Below are 23488 nucleotides of genomic sequence, written 5' to 3'. Positions count from 1 at the left end.
TAACCGGTTCAGAGTTATCCCTTCACAGCGCCAACCGTAAGACCTTTGATGAAATAACGCTGGAAGAACGGATATGCCAGTACAATTGGACCAATACCGACTACAGCCATCGCCATTTGCAGAGTTTTGTTAGGCAGATTCAGCAATCCACCCTGCGACGAAATCTGTGAAGAGACGTTGGAGTTGGTTGTTAAATATTGAATATCGAGCAGCGTCCGGTACATAAGGTACTGAAGGCTGATCGTCCGGTTATCTGATATAAAAATCATACTAAGGTACCAGTCATTCCAGTAATTCAATGTACTGAACAACGCGACGGTTGCCATTACGGGGAGAGAGAGCGGAAGCACGATACGTGCAAACGTTCTCAATTCTCCCGCACCATCAATCCGAGCCGATTCCAGAATAGACACCGGAATGGAGTTCGCGAAGAATGTACGCATGACCAGTACAAAGAATGGGGATAGCAGTAGCGGCATAATGAGTGCCAGTAGGGAGTTTTTCAGATCCAATACGTTGACATAGACCAGGTACCAAGGTACCAGCCCCCCATTGAACAACATTGTGAAGAAGATGAAAAAGGCGAACCAGCCCCGGTAAGGCAGATCTCTCCGTGAGAGCGGATACGCATACAATGCGGTCAGCGCAACACTTGTAATGGTACCTACAACGGTAACGATAAAGGATATACCATACGAGTGAATGATCTGATCCATATCTCTGAACAGAAACTCATAAGCCGTCAGGCTGAATTTCTCTGGAATAAGCTTATATCCATTGGCAATTACTGTTGTCTCGTCCGAAAATGAGATGGCGAAGACAAGCAGGATCGGCACGATACAGGCAATGGCATAGAATAGAAACATCGCATGAATAACGGATGCGGAACGCTTCGATACGGCTAGTGGATCACGTGATTTCACAGCTGACTTGCCTCCTCTCAAAATAATGCATTATCTTTATCTATTCGCCTTACGATGGTATTGGATACAAGAACCAGCACAAATCCAACGATTGCTTGGTATAGACCGGCTGCTGATGACATCCCGATATCTCCACCGATAAGGAACGTACGATATACGTAGGTATCCAATACATTCGTTACAGGGAACAGCGCTCCCGATTCCAATGGAACCTGATAGAACAGACTGAAGTCTGCATAGAAAATACGACCAATTTGCAATAACGTCATAATGACGATTAATGGGACGAGAAACGGAATGGTGATGAAGCGTATCTGATGCCATTTGGTTGCGCCATCGAGCACAGCTGCTTCATAATATTCTTCATCGATACCCACGACAGCTGCCAGATAAATGACGGCATAATATCCAATATTTTTCCATGTGTTCACCAGTGGCAAAATATACGGCCAATACTTCGGCTCTGAATACCAGTCGATCGGCTGACCGCCGAACATCTGCAGAACCGTTGAGTTCATGAAGCCTGAATCCTTGCCCAGGAAAGCCAGTACCAGATAACTGACCACAATCATGGACAAGAAATACGGTAATAACATAAGTGATTGATATAACTTGGACATTGCCTTGTTCTTCACTTCATTGAGCAGAATAGCAAGCCCGACACCTACTAAGAGATTCAGTGCAATGAACACCGTGTTATACGCGAGTGTATTTCGGGTAATTTCCCATGCATCACTGGTTGAGAACAAATATTTAAAATTGTCCCATCCACTCCATGGGCTACCCCAAATACCATCAGCATAGTTTACATTTTTGAATGCGATCAGAACGCCGAACATCGGCATATAGTTGTTCACCAGTAGAAACAGGACACCTGGCAAGAACATGAGATACAGCACCTTGAATTTGCCAAGATTGTGCCACACAGACTTGCGCTTTCGGACTGTTTCTCCCGGTATTTCCGATATCCGTACTCCCTTACCCGCCTGGGGTTGTGTCTTCATAACTTGTTCTCCCTCACTCCTCTTGAATTCTTCCTCAGGATGAAGCTCCGTTGCGGCTCCTGTGGTTCAAGTATACGGCGGGGCGAGTAAGACCTCTATCTGCTGTGGTGACCTGTTGACTTATCAAATTATGACTTTAGATCCAAAAAAAACAAAAGACGCAGCATGCTGCGCCCTGAACTATACGGTACGTGACTGTTTTCGAAACTCCTGTGGCGTTATACCCGTGCACTTTTTGAACATTTTGGTGAAATGCGAGTAATTATAGTACCCCACCTTGCCAGCGATATCCGTCACTTTGACGGTGGACTGGGACAACAATGTCTTCGCTTTGGCTACTCTGCCCTGCAGAATAAACTCAGATAGGGACATCCCCTTCTCTTTCCGAAACAGACGTGATAGATAAGCTGGATTGAATCCGGCAAAAGCTGCAAGTTCCTCTCGCATAAGTTCTTCACCAATATGAGTTTCAATATAAACGCACAACTGATCCACAATGGTCATGGGGCTATGATCGTCCGGGTACAACACCGGGATAACACGATCAATCAGATCCGACGTCCACTGTTTCAACTGCGGCAACGACCTTGTCACCATACTCTCTTCCGGCTCCCGTTCACCCGGATACAGACTGCGTATTGACACGTTTTTCTGATGAAGCAGCGGATAGACCACATGCAGCATGGCATGATAGTAGAGATGTAGCATTTCAGGAGATAAACCCTCTTGGGCAGCAAGCAACTCAAAAATCTCATCCACACGTTCTCGCAAATCTCCTACTTTACCCGTCTCAAAAAGAATAGATAATTCCGAAAACCATGGAATAGGCAAAAAGCGATCTTCCTGATCTCTTCCCCGCTCATCATAGACAAATACTTCTTCAAGCTCCTTAATATTGCGCCGCTCCATATCCATCAGTTCATTTAACATGCCTTGCAGCTCAGTCACAGCAACCGGGGCACCAACATAACAGGACAACCGACAGTAGAAATACGTACCACATTCCTGAATATATCCCTGACAACGTTGTGCCACTTCGCTCGCACTCGGAATGATGCCATCTTGCTCATAAGCAAGCACAATATTTAATCCACTTTGATCCTGAAACACCTCACCGGGCTTGTCGCCAAGCAGCATCTCTTTGGCTGCATTACGAAGGGCATATTCCAATACCTCTTCGTCACGCAAATCAAAATCACGCACCCATTCCTCTACCGATATCACAATAGGTAACACACGAGCATGCGGATCTATCTCGGCACCATACAGTTCTGCGAGCTCTTGCAACCGTTGTTCGGTTAACGTGATACGCTGAGAGATGGCATCTTTCCAGAAGCGTTCCGTCAGCAGCGGTTTATGGGTTTTCCAGCGTTTGTATACGGTCTCATAAACTTCGTTGGTACGGGTACGCTGCTCCCCATCCTTGATCTTCTCCACCGCCTGGGTTACTACCTTAATCAATTGATCCGCTGGAGCCGGCTTCAACACATAATCAAAGCTGTTTAGCTTAATGGCTGTCTGAGCATAATCGAATAAAGCATGCCCTGTCAGGAAAATGGTCATTATACCTGGATCATGTTTTAACACCCAACTTTGCAGGTCAAGCCCTGTTTCACCAGGCATCTCGATATCACAGATCATGATATCAATAGCATTAGCCTTTAAAATCTTTCTTGCCTCTTCGGCATCACCAGCACTGTATACCTGGTCAATGCCTGCTGCTTGCCAATCGACCCCTTCCACCATTGCTTGTAATGCATACACTTCATCATCCACGATCAACAGGTTCCGCATAGGCTCCCCCTTCTTCCTCTTCGGTCTGAGCGGGTAAATCAATGATGACTTTGGCGCCATGATCCACCTCATTGCCAAACTGCAAACTGGCTTGATCACCATACTTCACTAAAAGCCGATGAGCCACGTTCCATATACCGATATGCTGTCCACTCGGGTCTTCAGCATATTGTCCATGTTGCAGACGCCCCAACAATTCCTCTTCAAATCCGACACCATTGTCCACAATCATCAGTTGAAGCACCGTCCCATCGACCTGACCGGATGACTTCTCACCGAGGCGCGCCACGATCCGAATGACAAATGCTTGTGTCCGGCGCTGAAATCCATGAATAATGGCATTCTCCACAAAAGGCTGAATGGTTAATGGCGGAATCACATAATGTCCCAGATTCGGCTCGACATCCAGTTCAAAATCGAATCTGCTTGGAAACCTCAGCTTTTGAATTTCTAAGTAATGACGAATGTGCTCGAGCTCTTCATCCAAACGAATAACACGTTTGCCTGCACGCAGACTGAATCGAAAATAATCGGCCAGATGACCAGCCATCTGCTGCACCAACTCATGTTTTTGCAAGGAAGCCAGACTATGAATAATATTGAGTGAATTCAGGTAAAAGTGAGGATTGATCTGCATCTGCAGTTGTTTGAACTCTGCCTCCCGCGTCCGCAACTGTTCCTCATACACATCAATCTTCAGATGCCGGATCTCACTGGTCATTTGATTGAAACTTCGTGTCATAAATTCAAGCTCCGACGAAGATGGCGGGTCCAGCTTCACATCGAGATCTCCACGGCTGACCCTTCTCATGCCTCGGATTAACGCATTCATCGGGCGGAATAACAGATGCCGCAAAAAGATCAGTGCAGTAACCAGAATTACTGCCGCACCAATGGGAAGCAGACGAATGATCTGCTGGAAAAACGGGAGGTTACGCATCATGTCTTCCTCAGGCAGCAGCACGATATAATTCATCTGGGACATGGCCGAGGCAGTACCCAACATCAAATATTGACGTGCTTCTCCCTTGTTCACAACTTCAGAGATCACCTGATACGGATTCTTCAGGCCGGGAAGATGCGCTGCAGCCAGCTGAATCTGTGCAGTATTCAATGTGGAATCCGATAGTGCCCCACCGTCTGTTCCAACAATGACTGCGCCTCCCCGATCTCCGGATTCAGTGAATTGTTGTGTATGATTCAGTGCATTCATATCAACAAGTGCACCTGCATAGAACTGCTGGTTGATTCGCACCGTTTTCACCAGCGCATTCCACGTCCCGCCACGCACGATGCTCCATTCCGGCTTCTGGATATCCCCTTCCAATTGCTGCATCTGGACTGGCATACTCTCCTGCACAACCGACTTTTTGACATCATAATTGCCTGAAGTGGCGAGCAGCAGATCATCATTCACGGCATCATATAGAAAAAAAGAATCGATTAGATTATAAAAACCGATATCTGTCATGAATTTGTTCATAATCCGTTGCTTTGCAATGATATAATCGCCGCTGCCGTATTTCAGAAAAAACAGAGAGATAATATCCGGGTCCCGCTCGCCCAGACTATATAAATACCGATTCGTCTCCTGTAACACACGTTCATTCTGCTCCACACTCTTGGCGAGATGATTCATATTGGTGAGGGATACTTTGTCACGTACAACTTTCATGGCGTAGACGTTGTTGTAATAAAGCAGCATGAATAATGGCAGCATGATCAATGTAAGACCCACTATAAATTTAAAACGAAGTGAACGGATAAAGCTCATGGATTATGGATTCCCGCCCTTTTAGAGGTAGTTCAAAAAGTCCGCTGTACTGAAACCAGACTTATTGAACACACACTTTATTTCAACATAGTTTTTTTCTATTTTCTTCCTTATGATGGCATGTTTATTGTAATCACCCCTGCTTGCCACTGTCTATGGGGTCCCGTGACCTTCACATATCAATTCTGGTGACTTCCATCCGCTCCAATTTCAAGAGTAACAAGCTTCATGTAGTAATAAATTCTCCAGTTGTAAAAAAAATCCTTCATTATTACTCAGAAGCTTCTCCCTAAAAATAAATGCTGAGGCAAGCCCCGGACTCCACGAACGCCCGATCTTGACATGCATACGATATATCACTCCTCGGGTTAGTCACCAGGATGTAGGGAGGCCTGTTCGATGAATATTCAACTCACTGCGTTACACTATGTCTATCTGGCATTTATCGTCTTGATTATTGCGGTAATGATCCGGCGCAGGGACACCACGATCATCTGTGTTGCGGGTATTATGACCATTGGAATTCTGGCAACCGAAACCTTAAGCGGGTCAGTTGCCGGGATCTTCAGCAGTTTTATCTATGCAACAAAAGAATTGCTAAGTACGATCTTTATCATCTCGATTATTGTGGCGATGAGCCGTGTTCTAATCAGAACCGGCATTAATGAGGTCATGGTAACACCTGTCACCCGGTTTATCCGTTCTCCTCAGGTCGCTTATTGGGGTATCGGATTGATCATGATGGTAGTATCACTATTTTTCTGGCCATCCCCAGCAGTAGCTTTGGTCGGTGCTGTACTGCTTCCAGTAGCCGTGCGTGTAGGCCTTCCTCCGATTGGAGCTGCTATTGCCATGAACCTGTTTGGACATGGGATTGCACTGTCGGGAGATTACATTATTCAGGGGGCTCCCAAACTTACGGCCGATGCAGCCGGTCTACCCGTTACTTCTGTCATGACGGCCAGCATACCTCTGGTCATTGTCATGGGCACCGTATCTACACTTACAGCCTTCTGGATGCTGCGCAAAGAGATGAAATCAGGTTCACCTGTTCATTCCCCAAACGTTATATCAGGTACCGTGAGCACGGAACCTTCTTCTTCATCAGAGGCTGTGTCCACCTCCCTACCCACTGATCAGCCTGTACAACATCAAGTCATGTCCCCCCGTCTGAAAAAGGTGTTCGCTCTGCTTATCCCTCTGTTATTCGCAGTTGATGTGATTCTGATGTTTGTATTGAAATTGCAAGGCGGCGATGCAACAGCTCTGATTGGCGGAACCGCTGTGGTTATACTGATTGCTGTCACCCTTGCCGCACATCGACATGCCGGACCAGAGGAAACGACCAACTATTTAATAGAAGGATTTCAGTTTGGTTTCAAGGTGTTTGGACCGGTTATTCCCATAGCCGCATTTTTTTATCTGGGAGATGCTGCGATTACGGAGTTGTTCATCAACCCTCTTCCTGAAGGTTCACACGGGATCGTGAATGATCTTGGGGTCGCCCTTGCTGGACTGGTACCATTGAATGATACGGTAGGCGCAATCACAATGACGGTAACCGGAGCAGTGACCGGAATGGATGGTTCGGGGTTCTCGGGGATATCCCTGGTTGGCTCGATTGCGTCCATGTTTGCAGGTTCGGCAGATTCCGCACCTGTACTGACAGCATTAGGTCAGGTTGCAGCCATATGGGTAGGTGGCGGAACCTTGATTCCATGGGCATTGATTCCTGCTGCTGCAATCTGCGGAGTCAATCCTTTTGAACTTGCAAGACGCAACCTGAAGCCTGTACTGCTGGGACTCACGGTAACAACAATTGTAGCCATCTTTCTGATCTGACCAAAGGTTATTTACACTGACACTACGATGACAGAAGCACCTTCCAATCGCTGTTATTCCCAGATTTTTTTGATCCCCTTTCTCAAGGGGAAATCCGGTAATAGCGTATGCTCCCGATGCAGCTTTCTTTCAGAAAGCTTTTAGGCGACCGCTTCGCTTTTTCAGGTTTTTTCTGTCCTCTCCGTTATCGTGTAAATGATTAGTTCATCTCAAATAGACATTTTAAAAAGACGTGCGCGAACGCGCCCAGTTCCAGAGATCTTCACGTTTCATCTCTGCCAGATACAGCATGTCCACATATGGATCTCCCTGTAATCCAAGTACAGAAGCAAATGCAGGCTCCGTCTTCCAACCTGCCTGTTTCAGTCTGCGGATCTCACGGTGTCCCGCGTCTCCCCACAGTTGTAACAATCTCCACTCAACGATCATATGTAGGTATGCATTCTGCCTGTAAACTGGCACGGATTGGGCAAAAATCTCCACAGGCCAATGTCCCACTTGCAAATTACAAGTCATATAAGGACGTTGGTCTGGAAGATCCCCACCACGTACACATTGAAACTCAGCAACGGCTCCAATTCGACTGCGTATCTCGGCTTCAAACACGTCCAGATCCTCTGCATAACACAGCAAATCCAGATCACTGCCCGGAATATCAATATCAATCGGCACCGTTCCTGCTGGATACGGGTGATAGTCAGCTAATATATCGAGCAATCCACTGCTCTGTAACACATGATAGGCGTCCTGCTGACGTGTATTACCCGAAGCCAGATGTGCCATTACTTCTGCGGTATTACTCATCTCCCCGTCTTGGGCCACAGTTAGTTCGAGCCTCCTGTAATGACCTGTTTTACACGTCCCACTTGACCACTCGTCAGTCGTACTTTGATTCCGTGTGGATGCGTAGGTGACTTGGTTAACAGATCCTTCACAATGCCCCGTGTCAGCTTACCTGTAGCTTGATCCTGCTTCAGCACAATGTCCACTTCCAGACCTGGCTTAATATTTACACGTTGTTGTCCATTCATTATGTTCACTCTCCTCTATGTCGTAATTCATATCTTGTATACTATATAACCCTTAAACATAAAGCTCCATCTATTGTAGACGTTTTGGTTTCAAAACAAAAGGGACACGGCAATACCCTCCTAAGGCTGGTTCCATGGTTGATATGAAGACCAAGATAAAGAAACCGCAGGTCTCTTCAACTGAGACCTACGGTTTCTATTTGGATTACCATGTTCAGGGCTTTACGTTCTTCAACGAAGAAGAAGGTGAAGTCCCATCCTTCGCGGCTTCGCGTGCCTTTACAGCAAGTAGCTCAGACACCGTAACGAATTGGTACCCCTGCTGCTGCAGTTTCGGCAGAATCGTTTTGAGTGCTGCTACCGTATGCGACTTGCCTTCCACCTTATCGTGAAAAAGTACAATATCCCCATTACGTGCGTTCTTCAACACTTTGTTAACGATAGCCGATACACCTGGAGAAGCCCAGTCCCGTGTATCCTGATGCCAAGACCAGAGTACAATGGTATACCCTTTTTGTTTGGCAGCCTGGATGACCATGTCATTGTAATAGCCGCCCGGTGGCCTGAACAACAGGGGACGCTCCGCGCCAGCTTTAATAATGGAACTTTCTGCTTCGTTCATATCCTTCATGTACTTGTCCGCACGTGTTGATCGAACTGCATACGTGTGCGCATACGTATGGTTGGCGATTTCATGCCCTTCGAGCTGTTCCTGCTTAATCAGTTTAGGAAATTTATCTGCCCATTTGCCAAGTACAAAAAAAGTTCCTTTAGCATGATACTGCTGTAACAAAGCCAGGATCTGCGGAGTCTGAATCGGATCTGGTCCATCATCAAAGGTAAGGGCGATGAGTTTATCCTGTGTGGGAACTTCCCACACAATCTCTCCTCGTTCCTCATAATACTGACGGTTCTTCTGTACAGGCTTCGCATAGGCAGAACTGCTACCCAGCAAAATAATTAGCGTGAACATTCCGATGACTCGGGCTGCCTTCAGGTTCATGTGGTGTCCTCACTTTGTCTTCATACGTAAACTCCCTGTTAGCATTTCCCGATTCACCCGAACTCATTAACGAAAGATCTGATCCACGACTGCAATTTCCTCAGCAGTTAATTCCACATTTAATGTTTGCAGATTGTTAATGACCTGCTCAGGTCGCTTGGCACCCGGAATCAATGCATCAATAGAAGGCTGAGTCAGGTACCAGGCCAGAACCAGATGCGCGACCTCAACATCTTTGGATTGTGCTATGCTGCGCAGTTGCTCAACTTTATCGAGATTTTCAATGAAAGCTTCACCTGTAAACAGCGGGTTCTTTGCCCGTCCATCCTGAAAGGTTGTATCACGATTATATTTCCCGCCCAGCAGTCCCGCTGCCAGAGGGAAGTAAGGAACAAAAGAAATGTTATGCTCAGCCGTATACGGCAACAGCTCTTTTTCCGCATCTCTTTTGAACAGATTATATTCAGATTGCAGTACGTCTACATGCCCGTCCTTGTTGGCTTCACGCAACTGATCAATGGAGAAATTAGATACGCCAATGGCACGAATTTTGCCAGCGTCTTTTAAATGTTTTAACGTATCTACCGCTTCATCCTTAGGCGTATGTTCATCCGGAAAGTGGATGTAGAACAGATCAATGTAATCGGTTTGCAGACGTTTCAACGCCTCATCCACGGCTATTTTCAGAAAAGCAGGTGAGTTATCTATGACAATCTTGCCATCCACAAATTTATGAGCTGCCTTGGTTGCAATGATGGTATTCTGCCGCTGACCGCTTTCCTTCAGTACTTCACCAATCAGTCGTTCGGAATGCTCCGGTCCATAGATGTATGCCGTATCCAAAAAGTTAATACCTTGTTTTAAAGCTGTACGAACTACTTCCTTACCTGTCTCATCATCCAGCATGTCCGGATAGATATTATGTCCGCCTACTGCATTCGCACCCAGTCCAATGGGATTCACGATCAGATCCGTCTTGCCCAACCGAATTTGTTGTTCTGCCATGTCTCATCTCTCCTTCACTGATCGAATAAGTACAATTTAGTTGTAACGTCTTTCTTGTCCCATATTATATCAAACCATTTAGCATATTTAAAATATCGGATTTATCGGATTAGGTGTTTTTCAGCGCAGTTGCTTCCACGTCGTTAATAAACCGGCGCAGTTTTGCAGCCACATCACGGGTGATTTCGCCGTTTTCATACAGTTGTTGAACTGTATTGCGCTGTTCTTGAATCGCCACCATCTGCAACTCCAATTTCTCCTGATTAAATGGATCTTCCGTTTTACCCTGGTTCCAGGTGCGCAATTTGGCGATTACACGCTCATACTTGGCAATGACCGACAGTGCGACTACTCGATTCCCATCGTTCATATGGGCACGAATAGCCTTAATTGCCGCTTCAGAGGTGCGCAGCTTCACCTGACGGAACAGTTCTGCATTTTCAAGCATAAATGGTTGATTCGGCTTCTGGGACCGGTTGGTGAAGAGATGTCCTAACACACGACCGATTTCGCTGATCGAAGTCATGAACTGAGTGTTTGCACGATTCGCCAGCATCATTTCCTTGCGATCCAGCCAGCTGTCACATTTGAAGGCCGCATCAGAAGCAATTGCATTTTCGTCTAACATTACTTCAACTTCTTTACGCTCCGCCCGGGTGGCAATCAGGTTAATCGCCGTTTCTTGTTTCTGAATATCTTTGCGTTTATCGGCGGTAAGCTGACCTGCGGCCTGTCTGATGTACTTGGACAAGTCGGAGACAACCGCGAGTGCCGCAGCTTTGTTCTCATCGTTCATTTCGGATTTGACAGCTCGTATTGCCGCATTCAGCATAATGTCATGTGCTTTTCGTTCTGACTTCTGCGGTGTTTCTTCTGTGGATTTCCCATCGTCCTTGGCCAGAACTGGAAGAAACACGCTCGCCGCAATCAGGGAGAAGAGGATAACCCCTGCCGCGAGGAAAATAATCAGATCCCGTTCAGGGAAAGGTGATCCATCCTGTAGCACATAAGGAATGGAGAACGCACCCGCCAATGTTACTGCCCCCCGCACTCCAGAGAGGGAAATGATCGTAATATCCTTGAATCTGGGCCTGCCAATAGAGGATTTGGTACGCAGCAATTCATTCCCTTGCCAGAACAGATAGATCCAGAGAAAACGCAGAACCAGCAGTAGCACCGAGATCAAGCCCACATATCCCAACACCTGCAGATTATTAAACGAAACATTTTCAAAAATGGTACTCAACACATCCGGTACCTGTACACCCAAAATAACAAACACAAGGCCATTTAGTATAAATAAAATGACTGACCATGTGCTCGCAGATACCACCTGCATTTTCAACTGAACCGATTCAGCGCGGTCACGCTCAATGGCGTGGATAATACCGCCTGCCACTACCGCAAGAATACCTGATACTCCAATTTCTTCACTCACCAGATAGATGATAAATGGCGTCAGGATTTGCAGCAACATGTGAATGGTCACATCTTCCATGCCCAATCTACGGATCCATACCCCTAGCCTGATTAACAGAAAAGATAACAATGCCCCGACAAGAAGTCCGCCAATCGCAATCAGAATAAAACTGAAGGTTGCATTCGCTAGGGAAAATACACCTGTAACTGTGGCTGCAATTGCGAATTTGAAGGCCACGAGGCCAGATGCATCATTCATTAATGCTTCACCTTCAAGAAGCCTATGTATGCCTTTGGGCAAATGTACCCGGCCCGCCATGGCGCCAACGGCCACAGCATCTGTCGGGGACAGTATGGCTGCAAGAGCAAAAGCAGCAGGTAACGGAATCGAAGGAATCAGCCAGTGAATGGCATATCCCGCCACGACCACCGTCACGAATACAAGCCCTAGTGCAAGCAGAAGTATCGGTGCACGCAGATTCCATAATTCATTCCTTGGCGTTCGCTTACCATCGTTGTATAACAAAGGAGCGATGAACAGTACAAAGAACAATTCCGGATTCAACGGCAGGTGAACACCTGCGGGAAGCAAAGCTATAGCTACACCAAGCACGATTTGAATGAGCGGAATGGGAATAAAGGGTACAAACCGGTTTAAGATATTGGATAAACCAATCAGTACCAGTAACACAAGTACGGCAATAAATATTTCCATGATGACAATCCCTTTCCGCTATAGAAGTGGTGAAACCTCTGTTGTATAGGTTTATTTTAACATAATCCAGACTTTATTATAAAAATGTTGTCATATTCATATACCCAATCAACTCGCCTCAGACCAGTCTGAATGAAAGATTTCTGATGGATTCTGTATATAAGATGTTACAATATGCTCAGGACAATACCCGTTTGGAAAGGAACTTGCATCTATGGCATTTGGAATTAAACGACAAGAGCTTGCTACGTGGAAGGAACAAGTGGCTCGGGGTGAGATTGCGTACCTCACTCATTTCTGGATTGACAACCGATTTCCCGGTATCACCAGTGTCACCAAAGTTGGCTGTGCAGATCTGGAACGTCTCGAACGTTGGTGCAACGATCATGGGCTGGACCCGCGATACATTCATCGGCGGCAGCCCTTTCCCCACTTTGACCTGATGGGTAGCAAGCAAAAAGAAATTTTGATCCAAGAAGGCATGACAGATCATGTGGTTCGCTTTCATTTGTAAACCAACTCAAAAACGCCAGTCTTCAAGGTTCATCCCCCCGCAATTAGGGACGAACTCATGAGGACTGACGTCTTCAAGGAATCAAGTCATATTATGGACTACCGGTGGATCTGCTCAAACGACTTCATGTTCTCCAGCAGTTTCAGTTCAATTTTCTTCAGCATGCCAAACATCTGCTGTTGCTCCTCTTCGGAAAGTGCTTGCAACAATTCCCACGTCATTCGGCCGCGATTCGCATTAAGTGTCTTGGCAAGTTGCGCGCCTTCATCCGTTAAGGACAGCCACACAATTCTCCGGTCTTCTTCACTGCGCACCCGCTGGATCAACCCTTCCGTCTCCAGTTGATTCAGTACAATGGTGGTTGCGCCGGAAGACAAACTGAGTTGTCTAGCCACATCAACCGCCATGCAGCGTTTTTCACGTAAAATCATGCCCAATATATGACTTTTTGTCGGATTCAGTTTACAGTTGGTTTCGGTCTTCTGTTGCTGATCCAATACTTTATTTTTATATCTGAAGAAGGCCTCCAACAATTGATCTACGTTTGCCAATTGAGAGTTTCGCTCCGTATCCGGGCTCATAAACGTTCCTCCGCCTTTCATCATAACCTACCTTATATTGTAACATATTTACACTATGATGTTTGTGAAAAATGCGCTTGTATCCGACACCTTATCGTTGACTGCAAGACTCTTGTTTTATTTTGGGTTTCGCCTATTGCATTATGGCAACGGGTTTGTTTATAATAACCTATATCTTTAAAGTTACTTTTAGTTACTTAATGATTTTAATAAATCTGTTGTTATAAAGTAAATAAAGCGTCACCATTATAATGCAAGGGACTTATGCACATGAATCAGAATACACAATCACAACTCAAAACGGATGTTTGCATCGTGGGCGCTGGACCTGGCGGTGCTTTGCTTTCTTATTTACTGAATCAAAAAGGAATCTCCACGATGCTCATTGAGCGGCAGCCCCACCTGCACAAGTCGTTTCGCGGGGAGTTGCTTAATGTGGACGGCGAAGCCATTTTAAATAAACACGGCCTCTATTCCCTCATTCAGCAACGCGGAGCGCTGCTCTTGGAACAGATTCAGTATTGGGAAAATGGGCAGATTATTCATACGGTATCACCAGGCAATGGAGAATCTCATGTTGGTATTCATGTACCCCAAGATCATCTCCTGGAAGCCATCGTGTCGCATGCTCAGCAGCACAATTCAAACGAACAAGTACTATTCAATACGATTATGACCGGTTTGTTACGAGACAAGAACGGCCAGGTCGTGGGTATTAACATTCGGCAGAAGGGTGTTCCTGCCTCCATTGAAGCATCTGTAATTGTGGGTGCTGATGGCAGATACTCTGCTGTACGCAAACATTCCGGTATGACCCCGGAGATTCGTAAGCATGGGTATGATCTGCTCTGGGCACGCATTCCGGCACCCGTAGGTTGGGAACCCGCTGTTCGAATGGCCAGCATGGATGGTCAACAGCTCGCACTGTTCTCACAGTTCGGCGGTTATGTTCAGATTGGATGGAACATTCCCGAAGGAGCTTACTCCAAGCTGCGAGAGCAGCCGATTGCTCCTTTTGTAGATAAACTTGTATCTGCTTTTCCTTGCCTATCTGATTCTGTAGCTGCCAACATTCAGAGCTGGAGTGATTTTGTTCTGTTATCTGTTGAAAGCAGCTATTGCCAGTCGTGGGCACAGGACAACGTTGTACTCATCGGTGATGCCGCTCATACCATGACACCAACCGGTGCGTTTGGACTTAATGCCGCGCTCGAAGATGCGGATGTGCTCTCCGAATTACTTGTCCAAATGGCTGCAGATCAATTCAGTTCCACTGCACAACTTCAGGAACTTCAGACGATTCGCGGGGCAAAGGTACAGCAACAACTTGCTCGGCAAGTGGAGATGGAATCCTCTTTCCAACAGCGTTATGAATCCTTTCTCTAAACCCAGTAAATACGAGTAAAATGTCTATATGCCCAAAGAGCCGATCACTTCCTCATAGAGAAGAATCGGCTCTTTGGTTTGTTGGTTTATCTTTTTTATGTAATTCCGTATCCTTCTTCATTTTCGTTTGCGTGGAGCAAACGTGTCTTCTCTGGGTGTTCCTTCTTGTACAGTATCAACGTCCTTCGGATAGGATGAGATGTTATCTTTTTCATATACTGCTTTCTCCAGATTGCTTAAGCGACGCAATACTTGTTTGCTTTTACGAACGATATATACAATACCAATAATCAGCAGGATCAACATCAGAATGAATATAACCATCCCCGGGTAAAAGACAAATGACATGAATCCACCTCCTTTGAAAACGATTTCTCTATATCATTCTAACCTTAATGATTCAAGATGTGAACCCGATTGGAAGTTTCGCTTGTGGAATAAGGACTAAACCACCTGACACAACGACAGGAACTCACCCTGCTGCAAAAGTAAAAAAGGTGGCATCCCTGATCAGGATTACCACCTTGAACCTCGAATAAGATTCGAAGTCTGTGATTATTATTTTATCCTTCTCTGCCGTTCATGGCACTAACTCGAAGTTCTGTCAGTGGCAGAGACGTTTGCTCTGGGTGAAGTAGTCTCACTGTTCGGCTCTCACCGGGGAGCAGATCGAAATAATTGTCACTGAATCGGACACGCCCAAGGGGAAGCTCCAGCTTCACCAATCGTGCAATCCCACCACTGGCCGTAACCGTAACAGACTGCTCCTCCTCGTTCACATGTACGCTCAATTGCGACTCTGGCAACGTCACATCCTTAGGATCGCGCAAGAAGTAACGATTACTCGGTGCCGCAAATCCTTCGGATACCAACTCAACCATTACTTCCTCCGCGCGTCTACCCTGTAACACCTCTACTTCAGTTAATTCAACAATACACCGTGAGGATTGGGATGTTACTTCAACAGCATGTGAGCTGGAGTAGATCTTCTCTCCATTCAATGCATAGACATTGAGCCGCAGCTGGCCTTTCATGACGTCCCGAGTATCGTTTACAACCCACAACGCAAGCGGCTCACATGGCTCATGCTCCAGTGACAACAGAACAGGATGAAAGAATATTTTCCCATAATAAAAGGATGCCTTCGGCAGCAGTTCATAATCAATCATGGACCAGCTTGTTCCTGGCCAACTATCGTTCAATTGCCATACAAGCGCTCCGCTGTTGCGGTGATTGATGCGCCGGAAATGTTCAATTCCATATCGTAGCCCTTCTGCTTGAGTAAGCATGGAGTAGTTCATATACTCTTCTATATCTTGCGGAATCCCTGTGTAACCCTCCATCAGCAAAATACCTTTCTGGTGGTTGGTATCTTTGTTACGATAGGCCATCTCCGGACTGCCCCAGTAAAACTGCCCTGCGGGCATATTTTTCTCCAGTGTGTAACGATTGGCCGAGGCGTGCATACCAAATTCACTGCTGAACAGCGCATGATCCTTTTTATAATTTTTGAACGTTACACCTTCAATGCTGTAGTCCAGCAGCGGCGGCTCTCCATGCTTCCTTGGATAGACCGAACCATGCCATACCTGCCAATTGTGGCGATCCCCCACATCCGGGTCATTCGCATCCTGACCGTTACTGTCCCCGAACGGCGAAGAAGGCCAGTACGGACGAGACAGATCCAATCGCTCTAGCACTTCAGGGATTAGCTCATGATAGATCTGTTCACCGTAGAACGGGCTGGTAATATCTCCACTTGCAGACTTCATATCATAGAGCCAATCTATTTCATTATTCCCACACCAGAGGGCAAGCGAGGCACGGTTACGCAGACGTAAGACATTGTTTTCTACCTCTTGCCGTACATTATCCATGAAATCACGATTGAAATCCGGGAACAGTGCATTCGCAAATGCAAAATCCTGCCACACCAACACCCCTTGCCGATCACACTCATCGTAGAAGACATCCTTCTCATATATACCACCAGCCCAGACACGCAACATGTTCATATGCCCTTCCACCGACAGCTCGACAAGCTCACGATACCGGGAGTTTGGTATGGCACCAATCAGATGATCAGCCGGAATCCAGTTGGCACCCTTGGCATATACTTTGACTCCGTTCAGAATAAAAGTAAATGCATCTTCACCCCTTTCATTGTGAAGAGCCAGCTCAATCGTTCGTAACCCATAAGGCTCGTTATAACGATCCACTTCAACGCCATTTGCGAATAATGTAACCTCCAGCGTATACAGATAAGGTTCACCCAGATCATGAGTCCACCATAACTGTGGTGACGTAACGTTTAATGTGGCATCTGCTATACCACCCTCTACGGGTAGTTCAGTGACACTTGCCACCTCGTGTCCACTGCGATCCAACAGACGAACATTACAGGTCGCAACCACAGCCTGCTCACGTTTCTGTCTGCTACGGTAAGACAAGACCGACTTCACATCCGCTGTGACATGTAAGACTGCCAACTCTGAACTGACTGATTCCGTACGAGCATACACATTTTCCAGCTTGGCGATTGTTCGTTTTTCCAGCCTTACCGCACCCCAGATCCCCACCGTAACCATGCGTGGACCCCAGTCCCAGCCAAAATTCATCGCTGCTTTTCGCAACCATGGCCGTTCCTTCGTATACGAGGACCAGTCAAAGGTTTCTTTGTCCCGGTGATGCAGGTGAAGCGGATCAAACTTGACAGCAATCGCATTCCAGCCGCTGCGTACCAGAGACGTTACATTAAACGTATGTGACATAAGCATATTGGCCGTTTTCCCGACCTCATGGCCGTTGACATATACCGTTGCAAACGTATCCAATCCTTCGAACACTAATTCAAAGTGCTCCTCTGTCTCTGCATCGCTCACCAGATTGAAGGTTGTGCGGTACCACCATTCCTTCTGCTCAATCCAGCGACTTTTGGCATCATTATGTCCGTAATAGGGCGGATCAATGATACTGCGCTCAACCAGTGCAGCATGTACATCGCCAGGCACTTCAGCCCCAATCCAGAAACGGTCATCCAGCGCAGCTGCTGCCACATCCATTGCCCGCTTCTCTCCAACTTCAAAATGTTGTATCTTCCATTGTCCCGATAAATCCTGACTTGAACTATAGGTCTTCATCCGTATGCCCTCACTCTCCAATAACCCTGAGTAATACCATATCGAAAACGTTTGCAATAAGGCAAGACATGTTTCCTAATCTGCTCATTTCTAACTTCCCGAAGGCTTGAACGACATTGCCTCTTCGCGATATTCACTCGGGGTTTTGCCGGTATGTTTTTTGAACAGTCTGCTAAAATATTTCACGTCCTCGTAGCCGCTGATGGCAGCGACTTCACTGACCTTCGCTGGAGACACCGCGAGCATATCCATCGCTCTTCGTATACGCATATCGGTGACAAAATCTCCGAAGGTCACACCCATTTCTTTTTTAAACAGCTCACTGAGGTGACCCGGATGCAAATGAACATGTCCAGCTACCAGCTGTAAATTAATATCCTGCGCCAATGATGATTCAATATAACCAATAGCCTTCTGCACATGGGCAGCCTGTCCCTGACCCATTCGGCTATGATAGACATGCATCAGACCATACAGATGATGGAACAGCATATCCCCGAGCTCCGCAGCTTCGGCATCCGGTTCCGGCAACCAGGGCTCGAGCCTTGCGGGTTCTTCACGCCCTGTGGCTCGCATTGTGCGAGTCAGCCAGCGATGACCTGCAATGACGGCCGAGTGTAAACAAGCACTGAACGATTCTGGTGTGACCTCCGGTTCTGTAATCAGATTAGCCACAAGTTCCCGCGTCCAAGTCGTTAACGTGACTGAATCATTATCCAGCAATATTGTACCAAGTCTGGTCTCCTCTTCGTGCGTAAGTACAGTTTTACCACCTTGGCGATTCTGAACGTGCTCATAATGCCATACTTTATCATCCATCAAACCCCGATATCGGAATGCAGCCGAGGCAGTAATGTAGCTTTCGTGCAGATCTGCATATCCACGCACTGGCAGACCCACCGCTACGCGCAGGGTGCACTTCAGTAATTGCTCCACCCGACGTAATGCACTCTCCAGCCTGAATGTAGTTTCATGTTCCACAGGCGGCCATGAAACTACACAGATAATTTGCTGTTTCTCTACATGAGCAATGGCACGAGGTAACATATCCTCCAGGGTATTCTGCACCGCAAATCGTAATAGCGCATCCGAGGATCGATCCCAACCCTCTGCTCGAACAATAATGACTTGTCTGAGAATCTGTTCATCATCAAAGCCAACAACCCCTGCCTCTTTTCCAGCATCAGATCGTAAAAATGAAGGGAAATGACCCGAAGCGGTGTCACCATCAATGATCCATCCAGCAAATAACCGCTCTCGATTCTCCCGCATAAGCTGGCCCTCTTTGGACTTCTCTGCCCAACGTTCCGTGATTCGCTGTTTGGCCTGTAATACGGTTTTGATGATCTCTTCCGGCTTGCTTGTTTTGAGCAGATAATCTGTAACGCCTTGGCGAATCGCCTGTTGGGCATAAGAAAAGTCATCGTATCCGGACAAAATAATGACCTCCAGCTCAGGTAACAATCGCAGGCCCTCTTCTGCCAGTTCCAGCCCTGATCTGCCTGTCATCCGAATATCCGTCATCAGGATATGCGGACGTTCCTCAGCCATGCGTGTTAACGCCTCCTCTGCCGAGGCAGCAGGTTGAAGAAGTTCAATTCCGAGTTCATGCCAAGCGATAACGCTGGCAAGCCCTGTACGGATAATCACTTCATCATCAACAATTAATAGTCTCATGGCGAACCCTCCAAGATTGGAATGGAAAACGAAATCCGGGTACCTCCCCCAACCCTGCTGTCTACTTCAAGCTGTGCATCCGCTCCATAATGGAGCAGCAGTCTCTCATTTACATTGCAGAGCCCATAACCGCCTTGGTTTAGCTGTTTTTCCGGCTGTTTTCCCTTCCATTCCCTAATACTTATCCTTAATTGCTCCAGTCTGTCCGGCTCCATGCCAACACCATCATCCAGCACCAGCACATTCATCTGTTCATTATCCGGGTCCTTACGAATCATTATGGTGATGGTGCCCACGCCTGCTTTGGGCTGAATGCCATGAATCATGGCGTTCTCAACAAGCGGTTGCAGCAATAACTTCAGCATCATTCGCTTCTCAAGCGCTGGATCTACGATATAATGCAACACAAATTGATCAGGGAAACGAATCGACTGCACACGCACATAATGGCGAATATGAGCAATCTCCTGTTCCACAGGGCAGTAATCCTGACCATTATTCAAGCTGATACGCAGAAAATCACTCAGGCCCTCAACCATATCCGCAATTCTCTTCTCTTCAGACATTAAGGCAATCCAGTGAATGGAAGAGAGCGTGTTATAGAGAAAGTGCGGGTTAATCTGCGCCTGAAGCACTCGAAGATCTGCCTCTTTTTTGCGAGCTTCACCTCGAATAACCTCTTCCTTCAATAACTGAATATGTGCACCGAGCAGATTGTAACTCTCCCCAAGCCTGCCAATCTCGTCATCACTTTCAGACCGGAACAGCGGAAGAGGACGCTCCGGATCAATTCGGGACAGATGTCTGGTAAGCACACGAAGCGGCCTCGTCACACGCCGCACCGTAAACCAGACCAAGCCAGCACTAATCACAGCAGACATCGCAACGGCACACCCGGTTAGAATAAGGATATACCGATTCTCCGACTTGTACTGGTCATAGGGAACCGTTCCGACCAACGTCCAACCGGTCAGTTCTTCCGGATAATAGAGCAACGTCCGTTTATCGTCACCACTGCCATACGTGGTGGTTCCGCTACCGCCATCCTGAATTAACGTTGTAATCCCTGGTTCGACACCTTCCAACTTAAGTCCAAGCCGGGATTTGTCCATCGAAGACAGAATCTCTCCAGAACTGCCGATGAGCTCCAGTCTGCCTTGCCCTCTGCCTAATCCCAGAGCGGCCCATCCCTTGGATATGGCCTTCTCATCCAGACTAATAGCTAACCAGCCGATGGGTCGATAATCATGGATACTGCGGATTGGCCGAACCAATGTGATCACATTTTGAATACCCGCGTAATTCTGCACCGGGTATACCCCTGTCCATTGTTTGACTGCTTCACCGCTTGGAACAGAGGGATACGAAAGGTTGGATTCATTGGATTCATTGGATTCATACCAAGTAGCCGTAGACAATGTGGCATCGAATCGGCTTGGATATATGGCGATGTTCGCAATATATTTCTTGGAAGCAGCCAGATTGGTCATCCTGCCCAGGATATCCACCCGGTCCAGCTCATGATCTTCATTGTGGCTAAGATACTGCTGGATGTCCCGTTCTCCAATCAGGAAAATGGAGAGATTCTCGGCATCCTGCAACATATAACGAAGATTTGCTTCCACCTGTTTCAGCGTATCCATGCCGGACAGCTTTGTTTTTTGCTCTGTGATGCGGGAAGAGATCAGAAAGGCGAACAGGCCCAAGGCCAGCAATGGCACAATCATTGAAGCCGTCACGACGACCGATAGCTTCCTTTGTAACGAAGATGTGAACCAGCGTGCCAAACGTTTCTCCTCCTCTGGATGCGCTTTCGCTTATCCTTTGACAGCTCCTGCTGTCATGCCTTTCATAACCTGTTCCTGGAATACGAGATACAAGATAATGGTTGGAATGACCGACAGGGTCATGGCAGCTAGCGTTAATCCGTAATCGGTTTGATATCCATCCGCAAAGTTCGCAATAGCCAGCGGTAACGTTTTTAATCCGGTTTTGTTGATGAATACAAGCGCAAAAGAAAAGTCATTCCACGCATGCAAGAAACTCAGGATCGTAACCGTAGACAACGCAGGTACGGACATGGGTAACATGATCCGGGTAAACAGCCCCCAAAGTCCTGTTCCATCAATAAAAGCTGCCTCTTCAATATCACGTGGAACACTTGTCAGATAAGCAGTAAGCACAAAAATGGCCGTAGGCAATGCAAAAGCCGTATAAGGTAATATTAAGGCCCAGTACGTATTTAGCAAGGACATCTGTTTCATTAGAATAAATAAGGGGACAAGCGTACTATGGATCGGAATGAGCATACCAACAACAAAGAAGGTCATGATTAACCCTTTCCAGCGAAACTGGAAACGAGCCAGGATGAATGAAGCCAGCGCTGCAATAAACAGCGTCAGAATAAGTGACCCCACCGATACGATTAGTGAATTGCCAAAAGCGGTCCCTAGCCTGGAGCTTTCCCATGCATTGCTGAAATTGGCAACATTCCAGTTTTCCGGAAGACCAAAGGGCCTGCTATAGAAATCTTCATTTGTTTTGAATGCACTAATCACGAGCCAGTAGAAAGGATACAATGTTAAAATACCATAGACCGTTAGCAGCGTCCAAACAATTCCGCTACGTAGACGGCGAATCGGATGGCCCGAGCTGCTTCGAGGTGATGGCATGGATACAGGTGTCACGCGCATGATAACTCCTCCTCTCTATTGATTCTCTTTTCGTTTGCGACTAGTTAGCCACTGGCTTGTTCCGATCAGCAGCAGGGAGATCAGTACGATGGTTGTGGAGATCGCACTACCAAAACCATATCGGTATGTTGTAAAGGTTGAATTGTACATATACGTTGCAAGCAGTTCCGTCGCATGTGCCGGACCACCCTTGGTCATGATGTAGACCAGATCGAATGATTTCAGACTACCCGAAATACATAGAATGATCGCTACCTGAACCGTACCCCAGATTATGGGCAAAGAGACCGATACCAGTTTCCGAATTCCTGAAGCACCGTCTATTTTGGCAGCATCATGAATCTCGCCGGGAATATTCTGCAACGCCGAGATGAAGATAATCAGATACAACCCGACAAAGCTCCAGAGCAGCGGCGGTACCAATGAGAAAATGGCAATCTTGTCATCGGAAAGCCATTGCAGCTTCCAACTTTCCAGCCCCAGTGCGTCCAGCAGAAAGTTCAATATCCCGATCTGCGGATGATAGATATACTGCCAGATCATACCGATAACGACAGTGGATAACACCATCGGCAGAAATACGGCTGAGCGCAGAAACCGCTGTAACGGATTACTTTTGTGTAAGATGACCGCCAACATCAGCGCTAATGGAATTTGTCCAAATACCGATGCCAACACAAAAATAACGTTATTTTTCAGTGCTCGCCAGAACACAGGATCATGCCAGATCTCAATGTAATTATCCACACCAATATATTTGGATGCGCCAATGCCGGACCAGTTGAAGAAACCGTAGTATGCCGACCACACGACCGGTACAAATACAAACAATGCATAAATGATGACTGCCGGGGCCAGCCCCAGCATAATAAAACGCCGACTGCGCAGTGCGTTCATCTGTTCACTTCCCTTCCATAAATGCCTTTACCAACTTGTAACTGACTGTCCCATTCATACTTAAAACCCCTCCCCTGCCGGGAAGGGGTT

At 46.8% G+C, this 23488-nt stretch carries 19 protein-coding genes; 3 read left to right on the top strand and 16 right to left on the bottom strand.

Annotated elements, in window-relative coordinates; translation table 11 throughout:
• Positions 1–14 precede the first annotated feature (14 nt).
• From MHI48_RS10780 to MHI48_RS10765, 4 genes are all read right to left on the bottom strand, one after another.
• Complete coding sequence (locus tag MHI48_RS10780; protein WP_017689303.1) at positions 15–923, bottom strand: carbohydrate ABC transporter permease; 909 nt, start codon at positions 921–923, stop codon at positions 15–17.
• 17 nt (positions 924–940) lie between these two features.
• Complete coding sequence (locus MHI48_RS10775; protein ID WP_036670214.1) at positions 941–1927, bottom strand: sugar ABC transporter permease; 987 nt, start codon at positions 1925–1927, stop codon at positions 941–943.
• Positions 1928–2107: 180 nt separating this feature from the next.
• Complete coding sequence (locus tag MHI48_RS10770) at positions 2108–3721, bottom strand: helix-turn-helix domain-containing protein (RefSeq protein WP_036670212.1); 1614 nt, start codon at positions 3719–3721, stop codon at positions 2108–2110.
• A complete protein-coding gene (locus MHI48_RS10765) occupies positions 3696–5495 on the bottom strand; it encodes a sensor histidine kinase (RefSeq protein ID WP_076249870.1) in 1800 nt (599 codons plus the stop codon). The genes MHI48_RS10770 and MHI48_RS10765 overlap by 26 nt, the downstream gene beginning before the upstream one ends.
• A gap of 399 nt (positions 5496–5894) precedes the next feature.
• On the opposite strand from MHI48_RS10765, the gene MHI48_RS10760 reads away from it, so the two are divergent.
• Positions 5895–7337 carry a hypothetical protein gene (locus MHI48_RS10760; RefSeq protein WP_076326916.1) on the top strand — a complete coding sequence of 481 codons (1443 nt, stop codon included), beginning with the start codon at positions 5895–5897 and terminating at the stop codon, positions 7335–7337.
• A 222-nt stretch (positions 7338–7559) separates the two neighbouring features.
• On the opposite strand, the gene MHI48_RS10755 is transcribed toward MHI48_RS10760, so the two are convergent.
• From MHI48_RS10755 to MHI48_RS10735, 5 genes are all read right to left on the bottom strand, one after another.
• Positions 7560–8159: a DUF4269 domain-containing protein gene (locus tag MHI48_RS10755; protein ID WP_083677289.1), complete on the bottom strand. Its 600-nt coding sequence runs from the start codon at positions 8157–8159 to the stop codon at positions 7560–7562.
• 2 nt (positions 8160–8161) lie between these two features.
• Positions 8162–8368 carry a YwbE family protein gene (locus MHI48_RS10750; protein WP_026081155.1) on the bottom strand — a complete coding sequence of 69 codons (207 nt, stop codon included), beginning with the start codon at positions 8366–8368 and terminating at the stop codon, positions 8162–8164.
• Between the two features lie 214 nt (positions 8369–8582).
• Positions 8583–9371: a polysaccharide deacetylase family protein gene (locus MHI48_RS10745; RefSeq protein WP_051447130.1), complete on the bottom strand. Its 789-nt coding sequence runs from the start codon at positions 9369–9371 to the stop codon at positions 8583–8585.
• Positions 9372–9437: 66 nt separating this feature from the next.
• Complete coding sequence (locus tag MHI48_RS10740) at positions 9438–10376, bottom strand: aldo/keto reductase (RefSeq protein WP_076326917.1); 939 nt, start codon at positions 10374–10376, stop codon at positions 9438–9440.
• Positions 10377–10485: 109 nt separating this feature from the next.
• Entirely contained in the window at positions 10486–12510 is a 2025-nt protein-coding gene (locus MHI48_RS10735) for a Na+/H+ antiporter (protein ID WP_036609574.1), read from the bottom strand.
• Between the two features lie 214 nt (positions 12511–12724).
• Between MHI48_RS10735 and MHI48_RS10730 the strand changes: the two genes are divergently transcribed.
• Entirely contained in the window at positions 12725–13024 is a 300-nt protein-coding gene (locus tag MHI48_RS10730) for a hypothetical protein (protein WP_076326918.1), read from the top strand.
• A 98-nt stretch (positions 13025–13122) separates the two neighbouring features.
• Here MHI48_RS10730 and MHI48_RS10725 read toward each other — a convergent pair whose 3' ends face one another.
• Positions 13123–13605, bottom strand: coding sequence for a MarR family winged helix-turn-helix transcriptional regulator (locus tag MHI48_RS10725; RefSeq protein ID WP_036609579.1), 483 nt, complete (start codon positions 13603–13605; stop codon positions 13123–13125).
• A gap of 270 nt (positions 13606–13875) precedes the next feature.
• Between MHI48_RS10725 and MHI48_RS10720 the strand changes: the two genes are divergently transcribed.
• Positions 13876–14991, top strand: coding sequence for an FAD-dependent monooxygenase (locus tag MHI48_RS10720; protein WP_076249875.1), 1116 nt, complete (start codon positions 13876–13878; stop codon positions 14989–14991).
• Between the two features lie 117 nt (positions 14992–15108).
• On the opposite strand, the gene MHI48_RS10715 is transcribed toward MHI48_RS10720, so the two are convergent.
• The 6 genes from MHI48_RS10715 to MHI48_RS10690 all read right to left on the bottom strand — a co-directional run bounded on the left by MHI48_RS10715 (position 15109) and on the right by MHI48_RS10690 (position 23398).
• Positions 15109–15339: a hypothetical protein gene (locus MHI48_RS10715; RefSeq protein ID WP_076326919.1), complete on the bottom strand. Its 231-nt coding sequence runs from the start codon at positions 15337–15339 to the stop codon at positions 15109–15111.
• A 215-nt stretch (positions 15340–15554) separates the two neighbouring features.
• Positions 15555–18131, bottom strand: coding sequence for a glycosyl hydrolase 2 galactose-binding domain-containing protein (locus MHI48_RS10710; RefSeq protein ID WP_076326920.1), 2577 nt, complete (start codon positions 18129–18131; stop codon positions 15555–15557).
• Between the two features lie 90 nt (positions 18132–18221).
• On the bottom strand, positions 18222–19808 hold the full coding sequence (locus MHI48_RS10705) for a helix-turn-helix domain-containing protein (protein ID WP_076326921.1): 1587 nt from the start codon (positions 19806–19808) through the stop codon (positions 18222–18224).
• Complete coding sequence (locus MHI48_RS10700) at positions 19805–21595, bottom strand: sensor histidine kinase (RefSeq protein ID WP_076326922.1); 1791 nt, start codon at positions 21593–21595, stop codon at positions 19805–19807. The genes MHI48_RS10705 and MHI48_RS10700 overlap by 4 nt, the downstream gene beginning before the upstream one ends.
• Positions 21596–21625: 30 nt before the next feature.
• Complete coding sequence (locus MHI48_RS10695) at positions 21626–22480, bottom strand: carbohydrate ABC transporter permease (RefSeq protein ID WP_165790059.1); 855 nt, start codon at positions 22478–22480, stop codon at positions 21626–21628.
• A 36-nt stretch (positions 22481–22516) separates the two neighbouring features.
• Positions 22517–23398 (bottom strand): carbohydrate ABC transporter permease, encoded by an 882-nt coding sequence (locus tag MHI48_RS10690; RefSeq protein WP_076318446.1) that lies wholly within the window; start codon positions 23396–23398, stop codon positions 22517–22519.
• Positions 23399–23488: the final 90 nt, after the last annotated feature.

The organism is Paenibacillus sp. FSL H7-0942, assembly GCF_045040715.1.
Lineage (GTDB): Bacteria > Bacillota > Bacilli > Paenibacillales > Paenibacillaceae > Paenibacillus > Paenibacillus amylolyticus.
Note: the sequence above shows the minus strand (reverse complement) of the source record. Positions and strands in the feature narration are given on the sequence as shown.